23 protein-coding genes are annotated in these 26,247 nt (G+C 70.8%); 17 read left to right on the top strand and 6 right to left on the bottom strand.

What is annotated here, in order from left to right:
* The first annotated feature begins 36 nt into the window (after positions 1 to 36).
* Together N1028_RS09595 and N1028_RS09590 are read left to right on the top strand one after the other, a co-directional pair.
* Positions 37 to 1,560, top strand: a complete 1,524-nt coding sequence (locus N1028_RS09595) for an SDR family oxidoreductase (RefSeq protein WP_259527140.1) — start codon at positions 37 to 39, stop codon at positions 1,558 to 1,560.
* A gap of 28 nt (positions 1,561 to 1,588) precedes the next feature.
* Positions 1,589 to 2,173: an SGNH/GDSL hydrolase family protein gene (locus N1028_RS09590; RefSeq protein ID WP_259527138.1), complete on the top strand. Its 585-nt coding sequence runs from the start codon at positions 1,589 to 1,591 to the stop codon at positions 2,171 to 2,173.
* Positions 2,174 to 2,182: 9 nt separating this feature from the next.
* On the opposite strand, the gene N1028_RS09585 is transcribed toward N1028_RS09590, so the two are convergent.
* Genes N1028_RS09585 through N1028_RS09575 form a run of 3 tightly spaced genes read right to left on the bottom strand, consistent with a single transcriptional unit; the run spans position 2,183 to position 4,924 of the window.
* Positions 2,183 to 3,520 carry a M20/M25/M40 family metallo-hydrolase gene (locus N1028_RS09585; protein ID WP_259527137.1) on the bottom strand — a complete coding sequence of 446 codons (1,338 nt, stop codon included), beginning with the start codon at positions 3,518 to 3,520 and terminating at the stop codon, positions 2,183 to 2,185.
* A complete protein-coding gene (locus tag N1028_RS09580; RefSeq protein WP_259527135.1) occupies positions 3,517 to 4,521 on the bottom strand; it encodes a carbohydrate kinase family protein in 1,005 nt (334 codons plus the stop codon). Before N1028_RS09580 ends, N1028_RS09585 begins: the two co-directional genes overlap by 4 nt.
* Before the next feature lie 4 nt (positions 4,522 to 4,525).
* Complete coding sequence (locus tag N1028_RS09575) at positions 4,526 to 4,924, bottom strand: hypothetical protein (RefSeq protein ID WP_259527126.1); 399 nt, start codon at positions 4,922 to 4,924, stop codon at positions 4,526 to 4,528.
* A gap of 39 nt (positions 4,925 to 4,963) precedes the next feature.
* Here N1028_RS09575 and N1028_RS09570 point away from each other — a divergent pair, with 39 nt between their 5' ends.
* Both N1028_RS09570 and N1028_RS09565 read left to right on the top strand, forming a co-directional pair.
* Positions 4,964 to 5,299: a DUF6804 family protein gene (locus tag N1028_RS09570; RefSeq protein WP_259527123.1), complete on the top strand. Its 336-nt coding sequence runs from the start codon at positions 4,964 to 4,966 to the stop codon at positions 5,297 to 5,299.
* A 119-nt stretch (positions 5,300 to 5,418) separates the two neighbouring features.
* The gene (locus tag N1028_RS09565) at positions 5,419 to 7,533 is read left to right on the top strand and encodes a DEAD/DEAH box helicase (protein ID WP_259527113.1); all 2,115 of its coding nucleotides are present in this window, start codon (positions 5,419 to 5,421) and stop codon (positions 7,531 to 7,533) included.
* A gap of 120 nt (positions 7,534 to 7,653) precedes the next feature.
* Here N1028_RS09565 and N1028_RS09560 read toward each other — a convergent pair whose 3' ends face one another.
* The gene (locus tag N1028_RS09560; RefSeq protein ID WP_259527111.1) at positions 7,654 to 9,777 is read right to left on the bottom strand and encodes a S9 family peptidase; all 2,124 of its coding nucleotides are present in this window, start codon (positions 9,775 to 9,777) and stop codon (positions 7,654 to 7,656) included.
* A 57-nt stretch (positions 9,778 to 9,834) separates the two neighbouring features.
* On the opposite strand from N1028_RS09560, the gene N1028_RS09555 reads away from it, so the two are divergent.
* The 8 genes from N1028_RS09555 (at position 9,835) to N1028_RS09520 (ending at position 19,556) form a co-directional block, all read left to right on the top strand.
* Entirely contained in the window at positions 9,835 to 11,022 is a 1,188-nt protein-coding gene (locus N1028_RS09555) for an inorganic phosphate transporter (protein ID WP_259527110.1), read from the top strand.
* Between the two features lie 10 nt (positions 11,023 to 11,032).
* Positions 11,033 to 11,269, top strand: coding sequence for a hypothetical protein (locus N1028_RS09550; RefSeq protein WP_259527108.1), 237 nt, complete (start codon positions 11,033 to 11,035; stop codon positions 11,267 to 11,269).
* Positions 11,270 to 11,292: 23 nt separating this feature from the next.
* A complete protein-coding gene (locus N1028_RS09545; RefSeq protein WP_259527106.1) occupies positions 11,293 to 12,696 on the top strand; it encodes an aldehyde dehydrogenase family protein in 1,404 nt (467 codons plus the stop codon).
* A gap of 8 nt (positions 12,697 to 12,704) precedes the next feature.
* Positions 12,705 to 14,180, top strand: a complete 1,476-nt coding sequence (locus N1028_RS09540; protein ID WP_259527104.1) for an aspartate ammonia-lyase — start codon at positions 12,705 to 12,707, stop codon at positions 14,178 to 14,180.
* Positions 14,177 to 15,541: an FAD-binding oxidoreductase gene (locus tag N1028_RS09535; RefSeq protein WP_259527101.1), complete on the top strand. Its 1,365-nt coding sequence runs from the start codon at positions 14,177 to 14,179 to the stop codon at positions 15,539 to 15,541. Before N1028_RS09540 ends, N1028_RS09535 begins: the two co-directional genes overlap by 4 nt.
* A 63-nt stretch (positions 15,542 to 15,604) precedes the next feature.
* Positions 15,605 to 16,780, top strand: a complete 1,176-nt coding sequence (locus N1028_RS09530) for a PrsW family intramembrane metalloprotease (RefSeq protein WP_259527094.1) — start codon at positions 15,605 to 15,607, stop codon at positions 16,778 to 16,780.
* A gap of 55 nt (positions 16,781 to 16,835) precedes the next feature.
* Complete coding sequence (locus N1028_RS09525; protein ID WP_259527092.1) at positions 16,836 to 17,210, top strand: FKBP-type peptidyl-prolyl cis-trans isomerase; 375 nt, start codon at positions 16,836 to 16,838, stop codon at positions 17,208 to 17,210.
* A gap of 90 nt (positions 17,211 to 17,300) precedes the next feature.
* A complete protein-coding gene (locus N1028_RS09520; RefSeq protein WP_259527091.1) occupies positions 17,301 to 19,556 on the top strand; it encodes a HelD family protein in 2,256 nt (751 codons plus the stop codon).
* A gap of 9 nt (positions 19,557 to 19,565) precedes the next feature.
* Here N1028_RS09520 and N1028_RS09515 read toward each other — a convergent pair whose 3' ends face one another.
* Positions 19,566 to 20,891 (bottom strand): MFS transporter, encoded by a 1,326-nt coding sequence (locus N1028_RS09515; RefSeq protein WP_259527087.1) that lies wholly within the window; start codon positions 20,889 to 20,891, stop codon positions 19,566 to 19,568.
* A complete protein-coding gene (locus tag N1028_RS09510; protein ID WP_259527085.1) occupies positions 20,888 to 21,946 on the bottom strand; it encodes an isopenicillin N synthase family dioxygenase in 1,059 nt (352 codons plus the stop codon). Before N1028_RS09510 ends, N1028_RS09515 begins: the two co-directional genes overlap by 4 nt.
* A gap of 144 nt (positions 21,947 to 22,090) precedes the next feature.
* Here N1028_RS09510 and rpsO point away from each other — a divergent pair, with 144 nt between their 5' ends.
* From rpsO to N1028_RS09485, 5 genes are all read left to right on the top strand, one after another.
* Positions 22,091 to 22,360: a 30S ribosomal protein S15 gene (rpsO, locus tag N1028_RS09505; RefSeq protein WP_259527083.1), complete on the top strand. Its 270-nt coding sequence runs from the start codon at positions 22,091 to 22,093 to the stop codon at positions 22,358 to 22,360.
* A 113-nt stretch (positions 22,361 to 22,473) separates the two neighbouring features.
* Positions 22,474 to 23,631: an LLM class flavin-dependent oxidoreductase gene (locus N1028_RS09500; RefSeq protein ID WP_259527074.1), complete on the top strand. Its 1,158-nt coding sequence runs from the start codon at positions 22,474 to 22,476 to the stop codon at positions 23,629 to 23,631.
* A 1-nt stretch (position 23,632) separates the two neighbouring features.
* Positions 23,633 to 24,316: an FMN reductase gene (locus N1028_RS09495; RefSeq protein WP_259527071.1), complete on the top strand. Its 684-nt coding sequence runs from the start codon at positions 23,633 to 23,635 to the stop codon at positions 24,314 to 24,316.
* A gap of 26 nt (positions 24,317 to 24,342) precedes the next feature.
* A complete protein-coding gene (locus tag N1028_RS09490) occupies positions 24,343 to 25,530 on the top strand; it encodes a type III polyketide synthase (RefSeq protein WP_259527062.1) in 1,188 nt (395 codons plus the stop codon).
* A 9-nt stretch (positions 25,531 to 25,539) separates the two neighbouring features.
* Positions 25,540 to 26,241, top strand: coding sequence for a class I SAM-dependent methyltransferase (locus N1028_RS09485; protein WP_259527060.1), 702 nt, complete (start codon positions 25,540 to 25,542; stop codon positions 26,239 to 26,241).
* The last annotated feature ends 6 nt before the right edge of the window (positions 26,242 to 26,247 follow it).

The raw sequence follows: 26,247 nt of genomic DNA, 5'->3' as shown, positions 1-26,247 counted from the left end.
GAGCGGCTCCTGCCGGCCCGGCGTAGCGTGAGGCAGATGACGGATGACGCACGGCTGGCACTGGTCACGGGGGCTACGGGATACATCGGGGGCCGGCTGGTGCCGCGGTTGCTGGAGGCCGGCTTCCGCGTGCGGGTGCTCGTGCGCACGCCGCTGAAGCTCGACGACGTGCCGTGGGCGGGTGACGTCGACGTCGTCGAGGGCGACCTCGGCGATCCGGAGTCGCTCGCGGCCGCGTGCGAGGGCGTCGACGTCTTCTACTACCTCGTGCACTCGATGGGCGGCGCGAAGCACGACTTCGAGACCGTCGAACGCGAATCGGCCGAGAACGTCGCGAAGGCCGTGGCCGCGGCCGGCGTGAAGCGCGTCGTCTACCTGGGGGGCCTCCACCCCGAGGCCCACCCCGGCTCGGGCGAGCCCGTCGACGACCTGTCGCCGCACCTGCGTTCACGCGTCGAGGTCGGCCGCATCCTGATGGCCTCCGGCGTGCCGACGGCGGCACTCCAGGCCGGTGTCGTGATCGGATCGGGATCGACCTCGTTCGAGATGATCCGGCACCTCACCGACGTGCTGCCCTACATGCCCGCGCCCAAGTGGGTGCGCAACCGCATCCAGCCGATCGCCGTGCGCGACGTGCTCTACTACCTCGTGCACTCCGCCGACCTGCCGGCCGAGCTCAACCGCACCTTCGACATCGGCGGCCCCGACGTGCTGCGCTACGGCCAGATGATGAACGGCTACGCCCTCGAGGCGGGTCTGAAGCAGCGGGCGATCGCCGCACTCCCGGTGCTCACCCCGTGGCTCGCGTCGCAGTGGGTCAACCTCGTGACGCCCATCCCGCGCGCGCTCGCGATGCCCATCATCGCGTCGCTCCAATTCGACTGCGTCACGCACGAGCACGACATCCGCCGCTTCATCCCCGACCCCGAGGGCGGACTGACGCCCTACCGCCGGGCCGTGCGCCTCGCACTCCAGCGCATGAAGGCAGGCGAGGTCGAAACGAGCTGGCAGGACGCGCTCGTCGACGGCGCCGTGAGCGATCCGCTGCCGAGCGACCCGGACTGGGCGGGCCATACGGTCTACCTCGACGAGAAGGAGCGTCGCACGAAGGCGACCCGCGCCGACCTCTGGACCGTGATCGAGGGCATCGGCGGCGAGAACGGCTGGTACTCCTTCCCCCTCGCCTGGGCCGTGCGCGGCTGGATGGACAAGGTCGTGGGCGGCGTGGGCCTCAGACGAGGGCGCCGCAACGCCACGAGGCTCAACACCGGTGACGCCCTCGACTTCTGGCGGGTGGAGCAGATCGATCGCGGCGAGTTCCTGCGGCTCCGGGCCGAGATGAAGGTGCCGGGGCGCGCCTGGCTCGAGATGCGGGCGCGCGACGCCGACGACGGCGGAGGCGGCTCGGTCTACGAACAGCGCGCCATCTTCTTCCCGCGCGGGCTCGGCGGCCGGCTGTACTGGTTCGCCATCCTGCCCTTCCACGGGGTCATCTTCAACGGCATGGCCAATCGCATCACCGAGACCGCCCTGGCGGCGGCCGCGGGAGAGGCCGCGTAGACTGGCCCGCACGCAACCGGAGGTTCTGATGAGCGCAGTTTCCAAGACCGTCTTCGTGGGCGACAGCCTCACCGAGGGAGGCCGCTGGCAGGAATGGTTCCCCGAACTCGAGGCCGTGAACCTCGGTGTGGGGGGCGACACGACCGAGGGACTGATCGAGCGGCTCGACGAGGTGGCGGCTGAACAGCCCGACACCGTCGTGCTGCTGATCGGCACGAACGACGTGGCGAACCGCCGCGCCGTGGAGCACGTGGTGCGGAACATCGAGACGATTCTCGTGACCCTCCGCAACGAACTGCCGGATGCGCGCATCCTGCTGCAGTCGGTGCTGCCACGCGGGCGCGAGTACGCCGAGTTCGTGAAGGAGATCAACCGCCACGTCTGGCAGTTCGCTGCCACCGTGCGCGCGCACTACCTGGATCTCTGGCCCGTCATGGCGGAGCCGGACGGCGAGCTGAACCCGGCTTACACCGAAGACAGGCTGCACCTCAACGATGCCGGCTACGAAGCCTGGCTCTCCGAGCTCCGCCCGGCGATCGAGCGGGTGCAGGACCTGCCGCCGGCCAGCCGTCCGATCCGGCTGCCCGACCTCAGCGAGCTCGGCAACGCTTAGAGCCGCGGGCTACAGGCGGCCGAGCAGCCCCTCGAAGAAGCGGATGCCGGTGAACCACGTCGTCACGTGCATCCGCTCATTGCGGGCGTGCAGCGTCGCGCGCTCCTCGGCCGACATCTCGAACGGGCTGAAACGGTAGACCGTGCTGCTGTGCGGCGCGAAGCGACGCGAGTCGGTGGCCCCCGTCTGCACGTAGGGGGTGACGATTGCCGTGGGGTAGGCGGCGGTGACGGCGTCGGAGAGCAGCTCCCAGACGGGGCCCTCGCTTCTCGAGACCCGTGCGGGCTCGTTGGCGTCCTCGACGTCGACCCGCACGAGAGGGTCGCCGATCGCGCGCTCGATGTGGCGCCTGGTCGAGTCGACGGTCGAGCCGATCGCGATCCGCACGTTCACGACGGCCCGCGCGCGCTCGGCCAGGGCGTTCGCCGCGAGCGAGCCCGAGAGCTGGGTGACCGCCATGGTGGTGCGCACGATCGCGGCCGTCTCGTCGCTCATCCGGGCGAACACCGCGGTGAGGAGCGGGCGGAAGACGCGGGCGCGGGAGAAGACGAAGCGCAGAGGGCCGCGACCGTGCGCCCCGAGCGTCTGCACCATCTGCACGGTGACGTCGTTCATCCGGGCCCGGAGCGGGCGCGCCGTGAGCCGCGTGATGGCGCGCGCCAATCGGGCCGTCGCCGTGAGGGGCGGGGGAGTCGAGGCGTGACCGCCGTGCTGCTCCACGGTGAGGGTGAAGTTGGTCGTGCCCTTCTCGCTCACGCCGACCACGGCCACGGGGTCGTCGACCGTGGGGAAGAGCTTCTCCACCACGGCGCCGCCCTCGTCGAGCACGAGACCGATCTCGACGCCACGGCCCACGAGCAGGTCGGCGGCGGCGGCCGCTCCCGTGCCGTGGGTCTCCTCGTCGTGACCGAAGAGCAGGTGCACGTCGTGCCGGGGCCGATGCCCCTCGGCCACCCGGCGCTCGACCGCCTCGAGGATCGCCACGACCGAGCCCTTGTCGTCGAGCGTCCCGCGACCCCAGAGCAGGCGCTCGGATCCGGTGCCCGTGACCACGCCGGCGAAGGGCGGATGCGTCCAGCCCTCGTCATCCGCAGCCACGACGTCGTAGTGCGCCATGAGCACGGCGGCGGGGCCGGGCTCGCGGCCGGCCCAGCGGTAGAGCAGGGTGCCGCCGGCCACGACCTCGCGCTCGAGCTCGGCGTGCAGGGCGGGGTAGAGCTCGGCGACCCGCTCGCGGAAGGTCTCGAAGACCGGGCGGTCGACCTCGGCGATGTCGAGCCGCGACATGGTGGGGAGGGCGAGCAGCGATCGCAGCCGCTCGAGGGCCTCCTCGTCGCGCTCGGTCACGACGCCGCCGGAACGGGCGCCGCGCGCACCGACGCGGGCGAGACCCCGGGCACCGGGCGCGCTCCCACCCGGCCGACGGCCTCGGCGGCGGTGCGGACCCCGGCTTCGGCCGCGGCCCGGAGGTCGCCGTGCTGCACTCCGCCGGTGGAGCGGAGTCCGCACACGAAGCCCGCGCTGAACGCGTCGCCGGCGCCCGTCGTGTCGACGGGGGTCAGCTGCAGCGCGGGAACCCGCACGCGCTCACCGCTGCGGCGGGCGGCGAGCACGCCGTCGCGGCCGAGGGTGAGGGCCACGAGCGGGTGCTCGGCGAGCAGCGCCTCGACCACGGCGTCCGGCTCGTGCCGGCCCGTGAGCATCCGGCCCTCGTCGAGGTTCGGGATGAGCACGTCGGCGCCCGCCATGGCGGCCCGCAGCCGGCCGGCACCGTGATCGGCGATGAAGCCGGCCGATCCGGGGTTCACCGAGACGGTCGCGCCCGCGGCCTGCATCTCGCGGATGAGGAGGGAGTAGCGCTCGGCCGGATCGCTGCCGTCGAGCGCCTCGCTGAAGATCGTGTAGGCCGTGAAGTGCAGGTGCGTGCCTGGGCCGATCAGCGCGCGGTCGAGGTCGGCTCCGCTCGTGAGGGCATTGGCGCCGCGCTCGGTGAGCATGGTGCGGGTGCGGTCCTGCTCGAGGATGATCACGATCGTGCCCGTGGGGCGCTCGGGGTCACCGACCAGGTGTGCCCGCACACCGTGCTGCTCGAGCAGTGCCGCATGCTGCTCGACCTCGGCGACGCCCACCCGGCCGAAGAAGTCGGTGCGCTCGCCCAGGTGCGCGAACCAGGCCGCCGCGTTGGCCGCCGAGCCGCCCGGCCTCCGCTCGATCGACGCGGTCGTGTCGGTGTCGGGGCGGATCTCGTGCGCGGGGGTGACGATCACGTCGTCGATCACGTCGCCGAAGACGACGACGCCACCCGGCGTCAGGGAACGAGACGCGGGGGCGGTGGCTCTGGATCCCATCGGATCAGGTCAGGCGGGCCTTGAGGGCGGCCACCGGATCGGCCGACTGCAGCACTCCGGGGCCGAACCGCAGCATCGTGATGGTGTGCGAGACCGGCCCGCTGCCGGCGGAGAGGCGGGTGGCCACCGTGGCGCGCTCCCAGATGAGGATGCACTCCTGGGCGAGCTGCACGGTGAGGCCGAGAGGCTGCGTGTTGCCGGAGCGCACGTCGGGGAGCGAGTAGCCGCCGAGTGCGGCGAGAGCGGAGTACACGTCAGAGACGTCCTTCTGGGGGAGCGGCACGGCGCCCTGGCCCGCGAACACCGAGGTGAACAGGCGGGCGGCGAGCTCGACCGGATCGGCCGTCCACAGGCCCTCGGGCCCGGCGAACGGAGGATTCGAGGACCCCAGAGGATTAGTCATGCTCTCAACATATCGCCCGCCGCGTAGGATTGGCGAGACATGAGCTCGCGACAGACCGCCCCGGATTTCACCCGCCCCGCCCTCGCCCCCGGCATCCTCGGAGCGATCGCCCTCGTCGCCTTCCTCGCCGTGGTCGACAGCGACTGGTTCACCCTCGCGCGCTACGTCGTCGCCATCCTGGCGCTCATCATGGTCGTGTTCGCCGTGCAGGCGAAGCAGTGGTGGTGGGTGCCGCTGCTCGCCGCCATCGCGGTGCTCTGGAACCCGGTGCTCCCGATCGACCTGCCGCTGGTCGGCTGGCAGATCGCGCACGTGGCCGGGGCGATCGTGTTCGTGGCCAGTGGTCTGCTCATCAAGGTGCATCGCGTAGACTGAAGGCCTCGACGGGCCGTCCCACTCATGTGCACCGCCCTTCTCTGCACCGACCGAGGCTCCACGTCTCGTTGCTCAGGCGCACGGGGCTCCCGTCTTCCGCCTCACTCCCCAGGAGAACGATGTCAAGGTCGGGCAACCGCCGCACACGCACTGCAGACAACACGGGTCTGATCCCGATCCTCGCCCGCAAGGTGCGCGAGGTCGAGGCCGCCGCCCAGCGCGGGAAGGTCGCGCCCTCCAACCGCACCAAGTTCCTCGTGGTGGCGCTGCTCATGCGCGAGGAGCGCGCGTCGCTGAAGTCCGACACCGCACTCAGCGACTCCGAGCGGTCCGAGCAGCTCAAGCGGCTCGACGGCATCGCCTCCATCCTCGCCCGCACCGCCGCGCGCGACACCTCGCTGATCGCGCTGCTCGAGAACGACGCGGCGCTCTCGCCCGCGGCCAAGAAGCTCCGCCGCGAGTACCTCGAAGACGCCGGCTACGACGTCCCGGAGGACGAGCCCGAGGTCATCACCCCCACGGCGACCGTGGTGCCGCCCGAGCTCGCCGAGCGCCAGGTCGTGCCCACCTCGGTGCGCTCCCGCCAGCTCGCCAACCCCTTCATGGCTCCGGATCTCACCCCCGCCCGGCCCCACGGCGTCGGACGCCTCAGCAACTGGGAGCTGCTCGGCCCGCTCTACCGCGCCTTCGAGTACGGCGCCGGCGGCAACGCCGCGAGCATGGAGCTGCCCGAGGCGCCGACCATCGACCGCCTCTCGCCCCCCGGGCGCGACCTCATGGTGCACCAGTCCCGCTTCCTGCAGAGCGTGCAGGCAGGGCACCGCACGTTCCTGCTGGCGGATGAGCCCGGACTCGGCAAGACGGCCCAGTCGCTGCTGGCCGCATCCGTCGCCGACGCCTACCCGCTCCTGGCCGTCGTGCCCAACGTCGTGAAGATGAACTGGGCACGCGAGGTCGAGATCTGGACTCCGCACCGCCGTGCCACGGTGGTGAACGGAGACGGTGAGAACCTCGATGCGTTCGCCGACGTGGTCGTCGTGAACTACGAGGTGCTCGACCGCCACCTCTCGTGGCTCGGCACCATGGGCTTCCGCGGCATGGTGGTCGATGAGGCGCACTTCATCAAGAACATGTCGTCGCTGCGCTCGCGCAACGTGCTCGCGCTGGCCGATCGCATCCGGCACACCGCCCCCGGCGGCAACCCGCTCATGATGGCGCTCACCGGAACGCCTCTCATCAACGACGTCGACGACTTCCGGGCCATCTGGCAGTTCCTCGGCTGGATCGACGGCGCGAAGCCCACGCCCGTGCTGATGGAGCGCCTCGAGGAGGTGGGCCTCACGCCCGCCGACACGGGCTTCTTCGCCGAGGCCCGCGAGGCCGTGATCGACATGGGGATCGTGCGCCGCCGCAAGATCGACGTGGCGGCCGACCTGCCGGCCAAGCGCGTGGTCGACCTGCCGGTGGAGCTCGACGACGACCTCGGCCGCTCCATCCGCGAGGCGGAGCGCGAGCTCGGTGCGCGGCTGGTCACGCGCTACCGCCGTCTCATCGCCGCCCGCGCCGCGTCGCGCGGCGACGAGGTCGACGACCTGCCGGACGACGACCTCATGCGCCTCGTGGCGCGCCAGGAGCTCGAGGACACCAAGAGCACCGAAGACGGCTTGAACGTGTTCACGATGGTGCGCCGGATCGGCACGGCGAAGGCCGGCCTCGCCGCCGACTACGCCGCGCAGCTGGCCCGCTCGGTGGGCAAGGTGGTGTTCTTCGCCAAGCACATCGACGTGATGGACGCGGCGGAGGAGCTCTTCGCCAAGCGGGAGCTGAAGACGGTCTCGATCCGCGGCGACCAGTCGGCCACTCTGCGTCAGCGCGAGATCGACGCCTTCAACACCGACCCGGACGTCTCCGTGGCCGTCTGCTCGCTCACCGCGGCCGGCGTGGGCCTCAACCTGCAGGTCGCCTCCAATGTCGTGCTCGCCGAGCTCTCGTGGACCGCGGCCGAGCAGACCCAGGCCATCGACCGCGTGCACCGCATCGGCCAGGAGGAGCCCGTGACGGCGTGGCGCATCATCGCCGCCCAGACCATCGACACCCGCATCGCCGAGCTCATCGACTCCAAGCAGGGCCTCGCCGCCCGAGCCCTCGACGGCTCGGATGCGGCGATCGGCTCGACCGACAGCGTGCAGCTCGATGCGCTGGTGAGCCTGCTGAGGAGCGCGCTGGCTGGCTAGCGCGCCGGTCCCTGCCCGGCGCGCGCGACATGTTCGCGTGCGGTCGCTTCGCGGCCACGCGCTCACCCTGGGTCAACGAGTAGGGCCCGTTGCGTATGTGTCTCCGTGGAAGTGGGTGGATCAGGGAGTGGTTCTCCCCAGCACATCTAGGAGCCAGGCGTATTCTTCAGCCACCTCGTGCCAGCGGGCGTAGCGGCCTGAGACGCCGCCGTGGCCCGCCGTCATCTCGGTCTTGAGGAGCACGGGGGCGTCGACTTCGCGCAGGCGCGCCACCCACTTGGCGGGCTCGACGTAGAGCACGCGGGTGTCGTTGAGGCTCGTGACGGCGAGGATGCGCGGGTAGGCCTGCTCGGTGACGTTCTCGTAGGGCGAGTACGACTTCATGTAGGCGTAGACCTCTGGATCGTGCAGCGGGTCGCCCCACTCGTCCCACTCGATCACCGTGAGCGGCAGCGACGGGTCGAGGATCGAGGTGAGCGGGTCGACGAACGGCACTTGCGCGAGGATGCCCGCGAACAGGTGCGGCGCGAGGTTCGCCACCGCACCCATCAGCAGCCCGCCGGCGCTCCCGCCCTGGGCGACCAGCCGATCCGGAGCGGTGAGCCCCGTGCCGATGAGGTGCTCGGCCGAGGAGACGAAGTCGGTGAAGGTGTTGCGCTTGGTGAGCGTCTTGCCGTCTTCGTACCAGTGCCGGCCGAGCTCACCGCCGCCGCGCACGTGGGCGATCGCGAAGACGACGCCCCGGTCCAGCAACGAGAGCCTGGGCACCGAGAAGCCGGGATCGATTGACGCCTCGTAGGAGCCGTAGCCGTAGAGCACGAGCGGTTGCGGCTCTCCCGACCCGAGCAGCCCGGTGCGTGCCACGAGCGAGATCGGCACGCGCGTGCCGTCGGCGGCGGTGGCCCACTCCCGGCTCTGCTCGTACTCCGCGGGGTCGTAGCCGCCCTGCACGGGCTGCTGCTTGAGCAGCGTCGACGCACCCGTGGCGACGTCGTAGTCGAACACCGACGACGGGGTCACGAACGACGTGTAGCCGTAGCGGATGGTCGGCTGCAGCCACTCGGGGTTGCCCGAGGTCCCCACCGAGTAGAGCGGCTCGTCGAAGGTCAGCTCGGCGAAGCCGGCTCCGTCGATGTGCTCGGCCTCCGGGGCGAGCGGCAGCACCGCGACCCGGGTGAGGCCGTCACGGCGGTAGTCGATCGTGAGGTGGTGGGCGAACGCGTCCACGTCCTCCAGCCGCACCGCCGGATCGTGGGCCAGCACGGTGTGCCAGCCCTCGGGATCGGCCGGTCGCGTGGGGTCGACCTCGAGCAGCTCGAAGCCCAGGGCGTTGCGGTTGTGCAGCACGAGCAGCCGGTCGCGGCCGCCCACGACGGCGTGCTCCACCGAGTACTCCACGCCCTCCTCGCGCGGCCAGACCGTCTCGAACCGGGCATCCGGATCGGTCGTGTCGAGCAGCAGCACCTCGCTCGTGATCTTGGAGCCGACGGCGATCTCGAGGTACTTCTTGCTGCGGGTGAGCCCCACGCCCACCCAGTAGCGCTCGTCGGGCTCGGTGAACACCTTCTCGTCGGCTCCCGCCGCCCCGCCGAGCGGATGCCGCCAGATGGTGTCGGGTCGCCACGAGTCGTCGACCGTCGGGTAGTAGACGCTGCCGCCGTCGCCCGAGAAGACCGCGCCCGGGAAGGTGTCGCGCACCTCGTCGGCGAGATCCTCTCCGGTCGTGAGGTCGCGGATCCGGAGCGTGTAGCGCTCGTCGCCCACGGTGTCGACGGCGTAGGCGAGCAGGCGCCCGTCGGGGCTCACGTCGAACGAGCCGAGCGAGTAGAACTCGTGGCCGGCCGCCTCGGCGTTGTCGTCGAGCACGACCTCCTCGCCCGGGAGGGTCTGACGGGGGGCGACGGTCGGCGGGGTCCAGTCGCCCGCGCCCGTGATGGGCGCGCGGCAGTGCACGCCGTACTGGCTGCCCTCGGCGGTGCGGGTGAAGTACCAGTAGGCACCATCGCGCACGGGCACCGAGAGATCGGTCTCCTGGGTGCGGGCCTTGATCTCGTCGAAGACCGTCTGCCGGAGCCCCGCGAGATGCGCCGTCTCCTGCTCGGTCCAGGCGTTCTCGGCCTCGAGGTAGGCGATCACCTCAGGGTTCTCCTTGTCGCGCAGCCACTCGAACGGATCGATCACCGTGTCGCCGTGATGTGTGCGTTCGAGGGGGATCCGGGGGGCCTTCGGAGCAGTGTCGCGCATCCGTTCAGCCTACGGCGTCGAGTTGACCGGGGTCGGTGCGGGTGACATCATCGCACGGTGGATCTCGCCGTGGCCGTCGTCGTGCTGGTCATCGTGCTCGCGCTGTTCTTCGACTTCACGAACGGCTTCCACGACACGGCCAACGCGATGGCCACGCCGATCGCCACGGGAGCGCTGAAGCCCAAGGTCGCGGTGGCCCTGGCGGCGGTGCTCAACCTCGTCGGAGCGTTCCTCAGCACGGAGGTCGCGCGCACCATCTCGGGTGGCCTGATCAAAGAGGGCGACGGCGGCGTGCAGATCATGCCGGAGATGATCTTCGCGGGGCTCATCGGCGCGATCGTCTGGAACCTCGTGACCTGGCTGTTCGGCCTGCCCTCGAGTTCATCGCACGCCCTCTTCGGCGGCCTCATCGGCGCCGCGGTCGTGGGCGCGGGCTTCGGCGTCGTCGACTACTCGGTGCTCGTGAGCAAGGTCATCCTGCCGGCTCTCGTGGCCCCGGTCGTGGCCGGTCTCGTGGCGTTCGTCGCCACGCGCCTGGCCTACGCCATCACCCGAATGCCCGCCTCCTCTTCGAAGGGCGGAGTGCGCGGGCGCTTCCGCTACGGCCAGATCTTCTCCTCCTCGCTCGTCGCGCTCGCCCACGGCACCAACGACGCGCAGAAGACGATGGGCGTGATCACCCTCACTCTCATCGCCGCCGGCCTTCAGGAGACCGGCAGCGGGCCCTCGTTCTGGGTCATCCTCTCGTGCGCCGTCGCCATCGCACTCGGCACCTACATGGGCGGCTGGCGCATCATCCGCACCCTGGGGGCCGGGCTCACCGAGGTCAAGCCCGCCCAGGGCTTCGCCGCCGAGACGAGCACGGCCGCCACGATCCTGGCGTCGAGCCACCTCGGCTTCGCCCTCTCCACCACCCAGGTGGCCTCCGGCTCGGTGATCGGATCGGGCCTCGGCCGCAAGGGCTCCTCTGTGCGCTGGCGCACCGCTGGCCGCATCGGCATCGGCTGGATGCTCACGCTGCCCGCCTCGGCCCTCATGGGCGCCCTCGCCGCGTTCGTGGCGGGCATCGGCCCCGCCGGTCTCCTGATCGACCTCGTGGTGGGCCTCGTCATCATCGTGGGGATCTTCGTGATCTCGCGCCGCAACAAGGTCGACTCGGGCAACGCCATCAGCGAGGTCGACCAGGCTGGCGTCGTGGTGCGTGGGCCCAAGGCCACGAAGCGCAAGCGGAAAGCCCGGCGATGAGGAGCACGACATGATCGACTGGGCCGCGTTCGGCATCGTGGCGGTGGCCTCGCTCGTGGCGACCGCGCTCGTGGTGAGCCTGTACTCCTTCGGTCTGCGCTTCGGCAGCCTCACGAGGCCCCACCCGCAGTCGGGTGAGCCCGTGCGCCCGACGTACGCGACCGTGCTGTCGTACGTCTGCTTCGGCCTGAGCGCGTGCGCCGTGCTCTACGGCATCTATCTGATCGTCCCCTTCTTCCACGGATAGCGCGGCCCTCCTACGATGGGGACATGACTCTGGAGTCGACGGTCGTTCCGAGAACCCCCGTGGTGCCCGTGCTGCGCGAGAGCTTCGCCCAGGGCATCACCTGCCCGCTGAGCTGGCGACTCGGCCAGCTCAGAGCCTTGAAGCGCCTGCTCGAGGAGAACTCGGCGGCGATCGAGGACGCCCTGTTCGCCGACCTCGGCAAGAACCCCGCCGAGTCCCAGCTCACCGAGGTGGGGGTCGTGCTCTCCGAGATCGAGCACACCCTCTCGCGCCTGAAGAGCTGGCTGCGCCCGAAGCGCGTGGCCGTGCCGCTCGGGCTCGCACCCGCCTCGGCCTCGACCATGCTCGAGCCGCTCGGCGTCGTGCTCGTGATCGCCCCGTGGAACTACCCGCTCCAGCTCCTGCTCGGCCCCGTGGTGGGAGCGATCGCCGCCGGCAACGCCGTGCTGCTGAAGCCGAGCGAGCTCGCCCCGGCCACCTCCGCGCTCCTCGCGGAGCTCGTGCCGCTGCACCTCGACCAGCGGGCCGTCGCGGTCATCGAGGGAGGCGTCGACATCACGACGGAGCTTCTCGCCGAGCGCTTCGACCACATCTTCTACACCGGCAACGGCACGGTCGGCCGCATCGTCATGAAGGCCGCGGCCGAGCACCTCACACCGGTCACCCTCGAACTCGGCGGCAAGTCGCCCGTCTACGTCGACGACACGGTCGACCTGTCCGCGGCGGCGAGGCGGATCGCGTGGGGCAAGTTCATGAACGCCGGCCAGACCTGCGTGGCGCCCGACTACCTGCTCGCCACCCGCGAGGTCGCCGAGCAGCTGGCGCCCCACCTCGTGCAGGCCATCGCCGAGCTCTACGACGGCGATCCCCGCACGTCGTCGAGCTACGGCCGGATCATCAACGACCGCCACTTCGAACGCCTCACCGGCCTCCTCCGCGGGGAGAAGGTGATCACCGGCGGCCGGAGCGATACGCGCACCCGCTACCTCGCGCCCACGGTGCTCGGCGACGTCGCCCGCGACGCCCCCGTCATGCAGCAGGAGATCTTCGGACCGATCCTGCCGATCGTGGAGGTGACCGGACTCGACGACGCGATCCGCTTCATCCGCTCGGGCGAGAAGCCGCTCGCGCTCTACGCGTTCACGTCGTCCAGGCAGGCGGCGAAGCGCATCCTCACCGAGACCTCCTCGGGAGCCGTGGGCTTCGGCATCCCCGTCGCCCACCTCTCGGTGCCGGGTCTCCCGTTCGGGGGCGTGGGGGAGAGTGGCATGGGCGCCTATCACGGACGCCGCAGCGTCGAGACCTTCAGCCACGAGAAGGCCGTGCTGCACAAGCGGCTCGCGCCCGACACGATGCGGCTCGTGTACCCGCCGTTCACCGAGAAGAAGGACGGCTTCATCCGGGGTCTCCTGCGCCGTCTGAGCTGAGGAGCACCGTGACCGATTCACCCACCCGCACCGAGATCGACTCGCTCGGCGCGGTCGAGATCCCGGCCGACGCCCTGTGGGGCATCCACACCTTCCGGGCGCTGGAGAACTTCCCGATCTCGCGCCGGCCCATCTCGGTCTACCCGGATCTCGTGAACGCCCTCGCCATCGTCAAGCAGGCCGCCGCGCGCGCCAACCTCGAGATCGGGGTGCTGGATGCGCAGAAGGCCGCGTGGATCGACGAGGCCTGCACGCGCATCCGGGCGGGCGAGTTCCACGACCAGTTCGTGGTGGGCGTGATCCAGGGCGGCGCCGGCACCTCGACCAACATGAACGCCAACGAGGTCATCGCGAACGTGGCCCTCGAGGCCCAGGGCCACGCTCCCGGCCGCTACGACCTTCTGCATCCGCTCGACGACGTCAACCGCAGTCAGAGCACCAACGACGTGTACCCCACGGCCGTGAAGCTCGCGATGGTGTTCTCGCTCGAGCGGCTGATGGCCGAGCAGGCGCTCCTCCGCGACTCCTTCGCGGCCAAGGGCGTCGAGTTCGCGAACGTGCTGAAGGTGGGGCGCACGCAGCTGCAGGACGCGGTGCCGATGACCCTCGGCCAGGAGTTCCACGGCTTCGCCACGACCCTCACCGAGGACTACGACAGGCTGCGGCACACCGTGCCGCTTCTGACCGAGATCAACCTCGGGGCCACCGCGATCGGCACCGGCATCACGGCCGACCCGAACTACGCCGCCACGGTCTGCCGGCACCTCCGTGAGATCACGGGCTTCGAGCACGTCACCGCCGCCGACCTCGTGGAGGCCACGAGCGACACCGGCGTGTTCATGACCCTCTCCGGCGTGCTCAAGCGCACCGCGATCAAGCTCTCCAAGATCTGCAACGACCTCCGGCTGCTCTCGAGCGGTCCGCAGGCCGGTCTCGGCGAGATCACGCTGCCGCCCCGGCAGGCCGGCTCGAGCATCATGCCCGGCAAGGTCAATCCGGTCATCCCCGAGGTGGTCAACCAGGTGGCGTTCTCGGTCGCAGGGGCCGACGTGACGGTCACGATGGCCGCTGAGGGCGGTCAGCTCCAGCTGAACGCGTTCGAGCCCGTGATCGCGCACTCCCTGCTGCAGAGCCTGGCCTGGATGACGGGCGGCTGGCGCACGCTCCGGATCAACTGCGTCGACGGCATCACCGCCAACCTCGACCGGCTCGACACGATGGTCTCGACCTCGGTGGGAGTCGTGACGGCCCTCACCCCGTACATCGGCTACGCGGCAGCCTCGGCGCTCGCCAAGACCGCGCTGCTCACGCATCGCAACATCGCCGACCTCGTGGTGGAGGCCGACCTGATGACGAGGGAGCGCGTGACGAAGCTCATCTCGCCCGCCCGGCTGTCCGGTCTCGAGGCCGTCACCTCGGCCATCCCGATCGTGGATGGCCGAGACCTGGGTGATCCGTCGGATCCGTCGGATCCGCGGGCATGAGCGGCGTCGCAGCCGCTCTGCAGGAGGCGCTCGGCGACCGGGTGGTCACCGATCCGGAGGTGCTCCGGATGCTCGCGACCGACAAGTCGGGCTGGTGGTCCGAGGGCGGCGCGCTCGCCCTGGTGGAGCCGCAGTCGCTCGAGGAGGTGCAGGCCGCGATGCGGATCGCCCATGAGCACGGTGCTCCCGTGGTGCCCCGCGGGACCGGGACCGGGCTGGCCGGCGGTGCCACGGCCACACCGGGATCGGTCGTGCTCGGTCTCGGGCGGATGAACCGCATCCTCGAGGTCTCGCTCGAAGACGAGCTCGCGGTGGTCGAGGCGGGCGTCATCAACCAGCACCTCAGTGATGCGCTCGCACCCCACGGGTACATTTACTCGCCCGACCCGGCGAGCAAGGCCATCTCGACCATCGGCGGCAACATCGCCACGAACGCCGGCGGTCTGCTCTGCGCGAAGTACGGCGTGACCCGAGAGGCGGTGCTCGGACTCACGGCGGTGCTCGCCGACGGCAGCGTGCTGCGCACCGGCCGGCGCACCGTCAAGGGCGTCACGGGGTTCGACCTGACCGCCCTGCTGACCGGCTCGGAGGGCACGCTCGCCGTGATCGTGGAGGCGACCGTGCGCATCCGCCCGATTCCCGCCGGCCAGGTCGAGACGGTGTCGGCCTTCTTCTCCGACGTCACCGCCGCCGCAGCCGCCTGCGCGGCGATCACCGCGGCGAGGCTCCGGCCGGCCGTGATGGAGCTCATGGACGCAGAGGCGGTCGCCGCCGTCTCCGCCTACCTGGGGCGTTCGCCCGCGCATCCGGGAGCCGCCTACGTGCTCGTGCAGACCGACGGCCCCGGGGCGGCCGCCGAGGCGGCCGGCGTGCTCGCGGTGATCGAGCAGGCCGGCGGCGGGGGAGTCGAGGTCTCGCACGACGCCGCGTCCGGTGAGGCGCTCCTGGCGTTCCGGCGGAGCTTCCACCCCGCGCTCGAGGCTCGCGGCGAGGTGCTCGTCGAAGACGTCTGCGTGCCGAGGTCGGCCCTGGCCGCCATGTTCGCCGCCATCGAGCGCATCTCGCGCGAGCACCGGATCGCGATCCCCACCGTCTCGCACGCGGGCGACGGCAACCTGCACCCCAACTTCGTGCTGCCGCCCGGCGCCGTCGGCGTGCCGGACGAGGTGTGGGCCGCGGCCGACGCGCTGTTCGAGGCCTGCGTGCAGCTCGGCGGAACCCTCACCGGGGAGCACGGGGTGGGGCTCTTGAAGAAGCGCTGGATCGAGGGCGAGCTCGGCACCGAAGGCCTCGCGCTGCAACGCCGGATCAAGGCGGCCTTCGATCCTCTGGGGCGCCTGAATCCTGGCAAGGTGTACTGAGCAAGGTGTAATGGGAGGGGGCGCTGCGCTACGCTGGCGCCCTGCCGACTGTGAGGATTGCTCGTGACGTACATCGACCTGCCGCCCGCGTCGGCGGCCGCCGCCCGCCGTTCGAACACCACCACGCTCGTGCTCGCGATCATCGGGTTCATCGTGCTCGGCTTCGTGTTCCTCGCCGTGTCGGGCTACCTCGTGCTGGGGCTCGGGCCCGCGGCGTTCGTCATCAGCGGCATCCTCGCGCTGCTGCCGCTCGCGGTGGTCGTGGGTGCCATCACCCTGATCGACCGGTGGGAGCCCGAGCCGCGGCCCGCGCTGTGGTTCGCGTTCCTCTGGGGCGCCGCCGCCTCGGTGGCCATCGCGCTCATCGCCGATTTCAGCGTGCAGGTGATCGTGCTCGTGGCGAGCGACGGCACGGCCACCACGAGCGAGCTGTGGGGATCCGTCATCCAGGCGCCCGTGGTGGAGGAGTCGGCGAAGGCCGCGGGCATCCTCATCCTGCTGCTGTTCTTCCGGCGCCAGTTCGATGGGCCCGTCGACGGCCTCGTCTACGGCGCCACGGTGGCCGCGGGGTTCGCCTTCACCGAGAACATCCTCTACTTCGGGCAGGCCCTGATCGAGTCCGGCGGGGTGGGCCTCGGTTTCACGTTCCTGCTCCGCGGGATCATGTCGCCCTTCGCCCACGTCATGTTCACCGCCTGCACGGGCGTGGCTCTCGGCTTCGCGGTGCGCGGCCGGTTCTGGCGCGGCGCCCTGATCTTCGTGGCGGGGCTCGCCCTCGCGATCGGGCTGCACGCGCTCTGGAACGGCTCGACGTTCATCGTCGAGGGCATCGAGGGCTTCTTCCTGCTCTACTTCGTGGTGCAGGTGCCGCTGTTCGCCCTCGCCATCGTCTTCGTGGTGCTGCTGCGACGTGCCGAGACCAGGCTCACCCGCGCCCGCCTCGAGGAGTACGCTGCGGCGGGCTGGTTCAGCGAGCAGGAGGTCGAACTGCTCTCGACCGGGGCCGGGCGGGCGCAGGCCCTGCGCTTCGCGAAGGGTTTCCCCGGCGGCACGGGCGGGCCCGCGATGCGCTCGTTCATCCGCACCGCCACCCGGCTCGCCTTCACCCGGCAGCGGATGCTCTCGGGCCGCGGCTCCATCGGCCGAGCGCACCCTGCCGAGCAGGACGAGGCGGCGCTGCTGGAGCAGCTCGCCGCCGACCGGCGCGCGCTCGCGATTGCGCTCCCCGCGAACCGCTGACCCGCATCCGGCCGCGGCTTTTGCACTCGGGAACGGGGTGGGCTTGGATGGATGCATGACTGATTCCAACCTCCAGAAGCCCGAGCTCGACGCCCCAGAGGGGCCGGCCCCCACCACGCTCGAGATCGTCGACATCATCGAGGGCGACGGCGCCGAGGCCGTTCCCGGCGGAACCGTCGAGGTGCACTACCTCGGTGTCGAGTACGACACCGGCGAGGAGTTCGACTCCTCCTGGGGGCGCGGCGAGACCATCTCGTTCCCCCTCAACGGCCTCATCGCGGGCTGGCAGGACGGCATCCCCGGCATGAAGGCCGGCGGCCGCCGCAAGCTCACGATCCCGCCGCACCTTGCCTACGGCCCCGCCGGCAGCGGTCACTTCCTCGCCGGCAAGACGCTCATCTTCGTGATCGACCTCATCTCCGTCCCGTAACCCGGCTCGCCGCCAGGCGGTCACCACCCGTTCGCGACATCCGACCGGGATCCGGCGAGTAGGATTGATAGCCGGATTCCGGGAGGTGCCGTGGCGGAGAGCGAACTCGATCGCGAACGCGACTACGTGGGGGGGCTCTACGCCCGCCTCGATCGTCTGAAGGCCGATGCCGAGCGCGAGCTCGCCCAGGTGCGCCGCGAGAGCGTGGGCGGCAATCACCAGTCCCGTTCGGAACGGGACGCCTTCGCGCGGGTCTACGAGGACCGCATCGCGCAGCTGCGCGAGGTGGGCGAGCGGCTCGCCTTCGGCCGGCTCGAACTGCTCGAGGCGCCCGATCCGGCGTCGCCCGGCGGCTCCGCCTCCACCCTCCGCTACATCGGCCGGCTGGGCCTTCGCGACGAGAACCTCGAGCCTCTGCTGCTCGACTGGCGGGCGCCCCAGGCTCGCGCCTTCTACCAGGCCACCGCCGCGACCCCGCTCGGGGCTCGAGCCCGGCGCCACCTCACCACTCGCGGCCGCGACGTCGTGCGCATCGAGGACGAGGTCTTCGACAGCACCCTCCTCGACGACGACACCACGCAGCTCCAGGGCGAGGGGGCCCTGCTCGCCGCGCTCTCGGCGCAGCGGACCGGTCAGATGCACGACATCGTGTCGACCATCCAGGCCGAGCAGGACCGCGTCATCCGCTCCGACCTCTCGGGCGTGCTCGTGGTGCAGGGTGGGCCGGGCACCGGCAAGACCGCCGTAGCGCTGCACCGCGCCGCCTACCTGCTCTACACGCACCGGGATCGCCTGGGCTCCAGCGGCGTGCTCGTCGTGGGCCCGAGCCGTGCCTTCCTGCAGTACATCAACGCCGTGCTGCCGAGCCTCGGCGAGACCGGAGTGGTGCTCTCCAGCCTCGGCCAGCTCTACCCGGGCCACGACATCACGGCCGAGGACGCGCCCGCGGTGGCGGCGCTCAAGGGCTCCGCCGAAATGGCGGGGCTCATCCGCCGAGCCATGCGCTCCCGGCAGCGAGTGCCCGCCGAGCCGATCGACCTCGAGGTCAACGGCGAGCGGATCGTGCTGCAGCCGCAGGTGATCGCGGATGCCATCGCGAAGGCCCGCGAATCCGGCAAGCCCTACAACGAGGGCCGGGTGACCTTCGTGAAGATCGTGCTGAACCAGCTCACCCGCCAGCTCGCCGATCAGCTGCGCCGCCGGGGGAGCACGGTCGACGACGCCGACCAGGCCTACCTCCGCGAAGACCTCCGCACGGCGTACGACGTGCGGGTGGCGCTCAACACCGCCTGGATCCCGCTCACGCCCGAGAGGCTCCTCGAAGACCTCTATGCGCGCCCGCAGTGGCTCGCGTCGCTCACGGGGCACTGGTCGAAGGCCAAGCGCGAGCTGCTGCGCCGGCCGAGGGGCTCCGAGCTGACGCTCGCCGACGTTCCGCTGCTCGACGAGGCCGCCGAGCTGCTCGGCTCGTACGACGTGGCCGACTCCGCCGCCAAGCGCGCCGCCAAGGCGCAGCACAAGCGCGACCTCGAGAACGCCAAGCGCGCCATCAGCAACATGGACGTGTCGGGCATGGTCTCGGCCGAGGACGTGGTGGCGGGCTTCGCCGAGAGCACGGCCTCGCTCACTACGGCCGAGCGCGCCGCCTCGGACCGCAGCTGGACCTACGGGCACATCGTGGTCGACGAGGCGCAGGAGCTCTCTCCCATGCAGTGGCGGGTGCTGCTGCGCAAGTCGCCGGTGAAGTCGTTCACGATCGTGGGCGACGTGGCGCAGGCGTCCTCCGCCGCGTCGTCGACGAGCTGGGAGTCGACGCTGTCACCGCTCATCGGCGACGCCTGGCGGCTCGAGGAGCTCACGGTCAACTACCGCACGCCGTCGCAGATCGTGGACGCCGCGGAGCGGGTGGCCGAGGCGAACGGCCTCGTGGTCACCCGATCCCGATCGGTGCGCACGACCGATTGGCCCGTGCTCGCGCTCGCGCCCACGGACGAGGCGGAGCAGCGCGAACTGCTCGTCGCCGAGCTCGGCTCCATGACGGCGTCCGGCGGCACGACCGCCGTGATCGCCCCTGCGTCGGGCTTCACCGAGCTCTCGGGGTTGCTCGCCGACCGTCTCGGCGACACCCTCGGGGTCGGCGTCGCGGGTCTGTCCCGCCCCGTGGCCCTGCTCACGCCGGCCGACGCGAAGGGCCTCGAGTTCGACTCGGTGCTGGTGGTCGCGCCCGCCGCGATCGTCGCCGAATCCACGCGCGGCGCCTCCGCCCTCTACGTCGCCATGACGCGCCCCACCCAGCGCCTCACGCTGCTCCTCGCTCCCGGCGAACAGGCTCCCGTCGCGCTCTGATCGCTCGGATCAGGGGCGGGGGTCGAGGGCGTCGTAGCCCCGGAAGGTGGGCACGAGCCGCAGGATGAGGGCGGCCAGCGCCACGATGACGAGACCTCCGAGCAGAGGCGGGAACCAGAGCGCCGCGAACACCGACAGCACGCCCACATAGAGGTCCCCGACGCGGGGGCCGCCCGCCACCACCACGGTGAACACGCCCTGCAGGCGGCCGCGCATGTTGTCGGGCACGGCGGTCTGCATCATGGTGGTGCGGAAGATGGCGCTGATCTCGTCGGCGGCTCCCGTGCCCACGAGGGCGAGGGAGGCGAGAAGAAGGGCCGGCAGGTTCGCCTCCGAGAACTCCAGGCCCACCGAGTCGGCGGATCCGGTGATCGTCGCCACGAGGATCACGACACCGAACAGCACCACGAACACGCCGTAGGCCTGCACGGCCCGCGCGATCGCCCGGCCCTGCCAGCGCACGCCGCCGAGCCGGCCGGAGAAGATGCTCGCGAGCATCGTCCCCACCGCCGAGGCGGCCGTGAGGATGCCGACCGTGATCGGCCCGCCGCCCAGGATGAGCGCCCCGATGGCGGGGAAGAGCACGCGCGGCTGCCCGAAGGTCATGGCGGCGATGTCGACGAGGAACTGGGCCCGGATGTTCGGGGCGCGCTTGAGGAACGCGAAGCCCTCCCGCAGCGACTCGAGCCCCGGCTTGTGGATCTGCCCCTCCGGCAGGATCTTCGGCAGGCTCGCGATGCCCACGAAGGCGGCGGTGAAGAGGATCACGTCGATCGAGTAGGTCCAGCCGAAGCCGACGGTCGCCACGAGCACGCCCGCGAGGGCGGGGCCGACGGTCACCATCACGCCGATCGTGATGCCGTTGAGCGCGGCCGCCGCGGGCAGCAGCTCCCGCGGCAGGATGCGCGGGTAGATCGCCGACCTGGTGGCCTGGATGACCGTGGCGGCCACGGCGTTGATCGTCGCGAGCGCGTAGAGGGCCGGCACGCTGTCGGCCCCGGTCCAGGCCAGGAGGGCGAGGACTCCGGTGGCCACCCACGCGCCGATCGCTGCGATCAGCGCGACCTTGCGGCGGTCGAAGGCATCCGCGAGCATGCCGCCGTAGAGCCCGGCCACGATCATCGGCAGGAGCGCGAACAGGGCGACGCCCGAGACAGCGAGGGTCGAGTCGGTGAGCCGGTAGACGTCGAGACCCACCGCCACGATCGTCATCTGGCTGCCGATGCCGGCGATGGCCTGACCGGCCCACAACCGCGCGAAGGCCGGGCTCGCCTTCAGCGGCGTGAGGTCGGCGAAGTGGTTGCGGCGCTTGGCCTGCCCGCTCGCGGGCGTCACGCCCGGCTGTTCTGAGCGGCGGCGGCGGCGTTCTGCTCGACCAGGTCGGCGTGGTGGATCGCCGCGACGTCAGGGTGCGCGCGCAGCCGGCTCTTCAGCGAGTTCTCCCCGTAGGTCGTGAAGATCGGATTGCCGGGGTCGACCGTGATGCCGCGCGCCAGGGCCGCGAGCTCGGGCGGCAGCGTGATGCGCGGCACCGTGGAGTCGAGAGCGGGGGCGTAGAAGAACGGGATCGAGATGCGGTCGTCGCCGATGCGCGGCGAGATCACGCGGTGCACCGTGGCCTTCAGGTAGCCGTCGGTGGCCACCTCGAGCAGCTCGCCGATGTTCACCACGAACGCGTCCTCGAGCGGGGGCGCGTCGATCCACTCGCCGTCCTTCTCCACCTGCAGGCCCGCCTTGCCCGGCTCGACGAGGAGCAGAGTGAGCACCCCGGAGTCCTTGTGCGCGCCCACACCCTGTTTCGGCTCCGGATCGCTCCTGCCGGGGTAGCGCACGATCTTGATGAGGGTGGAGGGCCGCTCGGCGAAGGCGGCGTCGAAGACCCCCTCGTCGGCTCCGAGCGAGACCGCCCAGGCGCGCAGCAGCGTGAGGGCCACCCGGTTGAGCTCGTCGTACCACTCGGCGACGGTCTCCTGGAGCTCGGGCAGGGCCGCCGGCCACTGGTTCGGGCCGTCGAGGCGCATGTAGTCGGGCGTGTCGGCGGTGCGCAGCACGGGCTCGCGCTCCACCCCGATGTCGATCTGCTCGCGCCAGTCGACCTTCCCCTGCGTGAGCTCGCCGCCCACGCGCGTGTAGCCGCGGAAGTGCGGGCTCCTCAGGTTCTCGATGGCGAGCTTGTCGGCCTCGGGGAGGTCGAAGAAGCGGCGGGCGGTGGTGATGACGCGCTCGATCAGCTCGTGCGGCACGCCGTGCCCCACGAGGTAGAAGAAGCCGTAGTCGTGGGTGGCCTCGCGGAGGTCGCGTCGGAAGGACTCGGCCTCCGTGCCCCCGGAACCGAGCCGGGAGAGGTCGAGCACGGGCAGGGTGGCAGTCGCGAGGGTGGAACCGGTCATACAGAAATCGTACGTCCGCCCCAGGATTGTTACGTCTGTGTGTCTGGTAAGCTCTACAGGTTGCCGTGAGAACGGCCGCGGATCAAGAGAGCCACAGCATCAGGCTGCCAGGCACCGCGCAACGAGAGAAAGGGGATCCCATCTATGGCACTCGAATCAGACGTCAAGAAGGCGATCATCGAAGAGTACGCGACCCACCCCGGTGACACCGGATCCCCTGAAGTGCAGGTCGCCATGATGACCCGTCGCATCAAGGATCTCACCGAGCACCTCAAGGAGCACAAGCACGACCACCACTCGCGTCGTGGCCTGCTGCTCCTCGTGGGCCAGCGTCGTCGCCTCCTGGGCTACCTCCAGGACATCGACATCGACCGCTACCGCTCGCTCATCGAGCGTCTCGGCCTTCGTCGCTAGTTCTCAGACGTCAAGAGGCCGTCATCCTTCGGGATGGCGGCCTCTTCGCGTTCCGGGAATAGAATCGCGGCTCTCGCGTTATCCATGCAAACGCATTGATCTAAGGAGTCGAGATGCAGTTCGGAATCTTCACCGTCGGAGACGTCACCACGGATCCCACGAACAACACCACCCCCACCGAGAACGAGCGCATCAAGGCCATCCTGACCATCGCGCAGAAGGCCGAGGAGGTGGGCCTCGACGTCTTCGCCCTCGGTGAGCACCACAACGAGCCGTTCGTGCCCTCCAGCCCCACGACGATGCTCGGCTACGTCGCCGCCAAGACCGAGAAGCTCCTGCTCTCGACCGCCACGACGCTCATCACCACGAACGACCCGGTGAAGATCGCCGAGGACTACGCCATGCTCCAGCACCTGGCCGACGGCCGCGTCGACCTCATGATGGGCCGCGGCAACACCGGCCCCGTCTACCCGTGGTTCGGCAAGGACATCCGCCAGGGGATCCCGCTCGCCATCGAGAACTACGCGCTGCTGCGCCGGCTCTGGGACGAGAAGGTCGTCGACTGGGAGGGCCAGTTCCGCACGCCGCTGCAGGGCTTCACGTCGACGCCCCGCCCGCTCGACGACGTCGCGCCTTTCGTCTGGCACGGCTCCATCCGGAGCCCCGAGATCGCCGAGCAGGCCGCCTACTACGGCGACGGCTTCTTCGCGAACCACATCTTCTGGCCCAAGGAGCACTTCCAGCGCCTGATCGCCTTCTACCGCCAGCGCTTCGAGCACTACGGCCACGGCGCCGCCGACCAGGCCTTCGTGGGCCTCGGCGGGCAGGTCTTCATGGCCAAGAACTCGCAGGACGCGGTGAAGCAGTTCCGCCCGTACTTCGACAACGCGCCCGTCTACGGGCACGGACCGAGCCTCGAGGACTTCACCGAGCAGACCCCGCTCACCGTCGGCAGCCCGCAGCAGGTGATCGACCGCACGCTCACGTTCCGCGAGACCTTCGGCGACTACCAGCGCCAGCTGTTCCTGATGGACCACGCCGGACTGCCGTTGAAGGCCGTGCTCGAGCAGCTCGACATGCTCGGCGAGCTCGTGGTGCCCGTGCTCCGCAAGGAGCTCGACGCCAAGCGCCCGGCGCACGTTCCGGACGGCCCCACGCACGCCTCGGAGATCGAGCGGATGGCCTCGCGTCGCGTCGCGAAGGCCGTGCAGGATGCCGAGGCCCAGTCGAGCGTGGCCGCCGAGGCCGCGCGCGTCGGCCAGGGAGCCTGATATGACCGGCAGCACCGGAACCAGCAGCAGCGCAGGCACCAAGAGGATCGTCGCGCTGAGCGCCGGCCTCAGCCAGCCCTCCTCCACCCGTCTGCTCGCCGACCGCCTCACCGAGGCGGCCGTGGGCGACCTGGGGGAGCGCGGGGTCGAGACCGAAGTGACCGTGATCGAGCTGCGCGACCTCGCGCACGACATCACGAACAACCTCGTGACCGGCTTCCCGAGCACGAAGCTCCAGGAGGCGATCGACGCCCTCACAGGTGCCGACGGGCTGATCGCCGTGACCCCCATCTTCACGGCGAGCTACTCGGGGCTGTTCAAGTCGTTCTTCGACGTGGTCGACAACACCGCCCTCACAGGGCTCCCGGTGCTCATCGCTGCGACCGGCGGCACTCCCCGCCACTCGCTCGCCCTCGACCACGCGCTGCGGCCGCTGTTCAGCTATCTGCGCGCACCCGTGCTGCCCACGAGCGTGTTCGCGGCCGCCGAGGACTGGGGCTCCGGCTCTGCCGACGACGGCTTCCCCACGCTGCCCGACCGCATCCACCGGGCCGCCGGTGAGCTGGCGGCCGCCGTGGCCGCGTCGACCCGCTCGGGTCAGGAGCGCGATCCGTTCGCCCTCGCCACCGGGTTCAGCCCGGGCGGGGCCGGCGGGAGCGCCGTCGGAGGTTTCGGAGCACAGTAGCCGGCGATCATGCCTACAGTGAAGGTATGGCTGTGAGCGTGAGGACCATCCGGACCGCCGTGCCGGCGACGGTCATCCGGCAGCAGCAGGTGCGCGACCTGTTCGCCGCCCAGCCCGGCCTCGGCCGGCTGGGCGAGCGACTCGTCGCGACCTCGTTCGACGCCTCGGGCATCGACACCCGGCACACCGTGGTGTCCGACTTCGAGGAGGGAGGGCACGGCGCGTTCATCGACGCGGAGCGCACCCTGCTCACGCCCGGCACCGCCGCCCGCAACGGGCTCTACACGGTGGAGGCCGCCGAGCTCGCCGTGCGTGCCGCGCGCGAGGCGCTCGATGACGGATCCGGGTTCGGCGCCGCCGACGTCACCCACGTCATCACGGTCTCCTGCACCGGCTTCTTCTCGCCGGGACCCGACTACGTGCTCGTGCGACGACTCGGGCTCGATCCTGGCGTGCAGCGATTCCATGTCGGTTTCATGGGCTGCTATGCCGCCTTCCCCGCACTCAAGATGGCCAAGGCGTTCTGCGAAGCCGACCCGTCGGCCGTCGTGCTCGTCGTGAGCGTCGAGCTCTGCACCCTGCACGTGCGCTCGTCGAGCGACCCTGACCAGATCGTGGCGTCGTCCGTCTTCGCCGACGGCGCGGCGGCCGCGCTCGTGACGGCCCGAGAGCCCGCCGACGCCGCTGCGGGGCCGAGAGCCGTCCTCGACCTCGACTCCTTCTCGACGACCCTCACCCCGGTGGGCGAGGACGCGATGGCCTGGACCATCGGCGACCACGGCTTCGAAATGGTGCTGAGCTCCTACGTGCCGAAGATCATCGACGAGCACATCACGGGTGCGCTCCAGCCGTTGCTCGCCGGCACGTCGTCGACTGCGGTGGAGCGCTGGGCCGTGCATCCCGGGGGGCGCAGCATCCTCGACCGGGTGCAGACCAAGCTCGGCCTGAGCGATGAGCAGCTCGCGCCCTCCCGCGACGTGCTCCGGCGCTACGGCAACATGTCGAGCGCCACCATCCTCTTCGTGCTCGAGCGCATCCTCGCCGATGCCGCGGCGCCGGTGGCCGGGGGAGAGCGGGTCTGCGCCATGGCGTTCGGGCCGGGCCTGACCGTCGAGACGGGTCTGTTCACCGCACGACCCGGGTCCGCCGCCCGCCTTGCGGCAGGAGACGAGGCGGGGCACGAGGCGGGGCTCGCCGTGGGGGAGGCGGCCTGAGTGCTGGGCATGCCCGATCTGCGCCGCCGCGCCGTCGACCTGCGTGAGCGGATGGACGACCCGGCCGCGGATCCGGCACTGCTCACCCGCACCTACGAGCAGTTCGCCACGGTCAACCGCCTCATCGCGGGCTGGCACGACACCTACAAGGAGCGCATCCGGCCCCTGCTGAGCGCCGAGACGCCGTCGACGCTGCTCGACGTGGGCTGCGGCGGCGGAGACATCGCCCGAGCTCTCGCCCGCTGGGCGAACGAGGACGGGCTGCAGCTGCAGGTGGCGGCGATCGATCCGGATCCACGCGCCATGGACTACGCCGAGTCGGTGCCGAACCCCGACGGCGTGATCTTCCTGCGCGCCCTCAGCAGCCAGCTCGTCGAGCGGGCCCAGCGCTTCGACTTCGTCATCTCCAACCACGTGCTGCATCACCTCTCGGCCACCGAGCTCACCGACCTGTTGATCGACTGCGAGCTGCTCTGCCGACGGGTGGCCCTGCACAGCGACATCAGGCGGAGTCCCGGGGCGTATCTCGCGTTCTCGGCGGTGACCGTCGCGCTGTTCCACGGCTCCTTCATCCGTGAGGACGGTCTCATCTCCATCCGCCGGAGCTACACCACGGCCGAGCTCCGCGTGGCGGCGCGTCGGGAGTGGGAGGTGGAGTCGCAGGCTCCCTACCGCAATCTGCTCACGTACACGGGGCCCGTCGCCGACTGATTGACT

Source organism: Herbiconiux oxytropis, assembly GCF_024979315.1.
In the GTDB taxonomy this organism is placed as follows: Bacteria; Actinomycetota; Actinomycetes; order Actinomycetales; family Microbacteriaceae; genus Herbiconiux; species Herbiconiux oxytropis.
Note: the sequence above shows the minus strand (reverse complement) of the source record. Positions and strands in the feature narration are given on the sequence as shown.

Excerpts from the sequence above, each read along its gene's own strand:
- N1028_RS09575 (WP_259527126.1), bottom strand. The coding sequence starts at position 4,924 with ATGACTAATCCTCTGGGGTCCTCGAATCCTCCGTTCGCCGGGCCCGAG.
- N1028_RS09525 (WP_259527092.1), top strand. The coding sequence starts at position 16,836 with ATGACTGATTCCAACCTCCAGAAGCCCGAGCTCGACGCCCCAGAGGGG.
- N1028_RS09485 (WP_259527060.1), top strand. The coding sequence starts at position 25,540 with ATGCCCGATCTGCGCCGCCGCGCCGTCGACCTGCGTGAGCGGATGGAC.
- N1028_RS09510 (WP_259527085.1), bottom strand. The coding sequence starts at position 21,946 with ATGACCGGTTCCACCCTCGCGACTGCCACCCTGCCCGTGCTCGACCTC.
- N1028_RS09590 (WP_259527138.1), top strand. The coding sequence starts at position 1,589 with ATGAGCGCAGTTTCCAAGACCGTCTTCGTGGGCGACAGCCTCACCGAG.
- N1028_RS09535 (WP_259527101.1), top strand. The coding sequence starts at position 14,177 with ATGAGCGGCGTCGCAGCCGCTCTGCAGGAGGCGCTCGGCGACCGGGTG.
- N1028_RS09545 (WP_259527106.1), top strand. The coding sequence starts at position 11,293 with ATGACTCTGGAGTCGACGGTCGTTCCGAGAACCCCCGTGGTGCCCGTG.
- N1028_RS09495 (WP_259527071.1), top strand. The coding sequence starts at position 23,633 with ATGACCGGCAGCACCGGAACCAGCAGCAGCGCAGGCACCAAGAGGATC.
- N1028_RS09560 (WP_259527111.1), bottom strand. The coding sequence starts at position 9,777 with ATGCGCGACACTGCTCCGAAGGCCCCCCGGATCCCCCTCGAACGCACA.
- N1028_RS09500 (WP_259527074.1), top strand. The coding sequence starts at position 22,474 with ATGCAGTTCGGAATCTTCACCGTCGGAGACGTCACCACGGATCCCACG.
- N1028_RS09490 (WP_259527062.1), top strand. The coding sequence starts at position 24,343 with ATGGCTGTGAGCGTGAGGACCATCCGGACCGCCGTGCCGGCGACGGTC.
- N1028_RS09550 (WP_259527108.1), top strand. The coding sequence starts at position 11,033 with ATGATCGACTGGGCCGCGTTCGGCATCGTGGCGGTGGCCTCGCTCGTG.
- N1028_RS09580 (WP_259527135.1), bottom strand. The coding sequence starts at position 4,521 with ATGGGATCCAGAGCCACCGCCCCCGCGTCTCGTTCCCTGACGCCGGGT.
- rpsO (WP_259527083.1), top strand. The coding sequence starts at position 22,091 with ATGGCACTCGAATCAGACGTCAAGAAGGCGATCATCGAAGAGTACGCG.
- N1028_RS09595 (WP_259527140.1), top strand. The coding sequence starts at position 37 with ATGACGGATGACGCACGGCTGGCACTGGTCACGGGGGCTACGGGATAC.
- N1028_RS09565 (WP_259527113.1), top strand. The coding sequence starts at position 5,419 with ATGTCAAGGTCGGGCAACCGCCGCACACGCACTGCAGACAACACGGGT.
- N1028_RS09570 (WP_259527123.1), top strand. The coding sequence starts at position 4,964 with ATGAGCTCGCGACAGACCGCCCCGGATTTCACCCGCCCCGCCCTCGCC.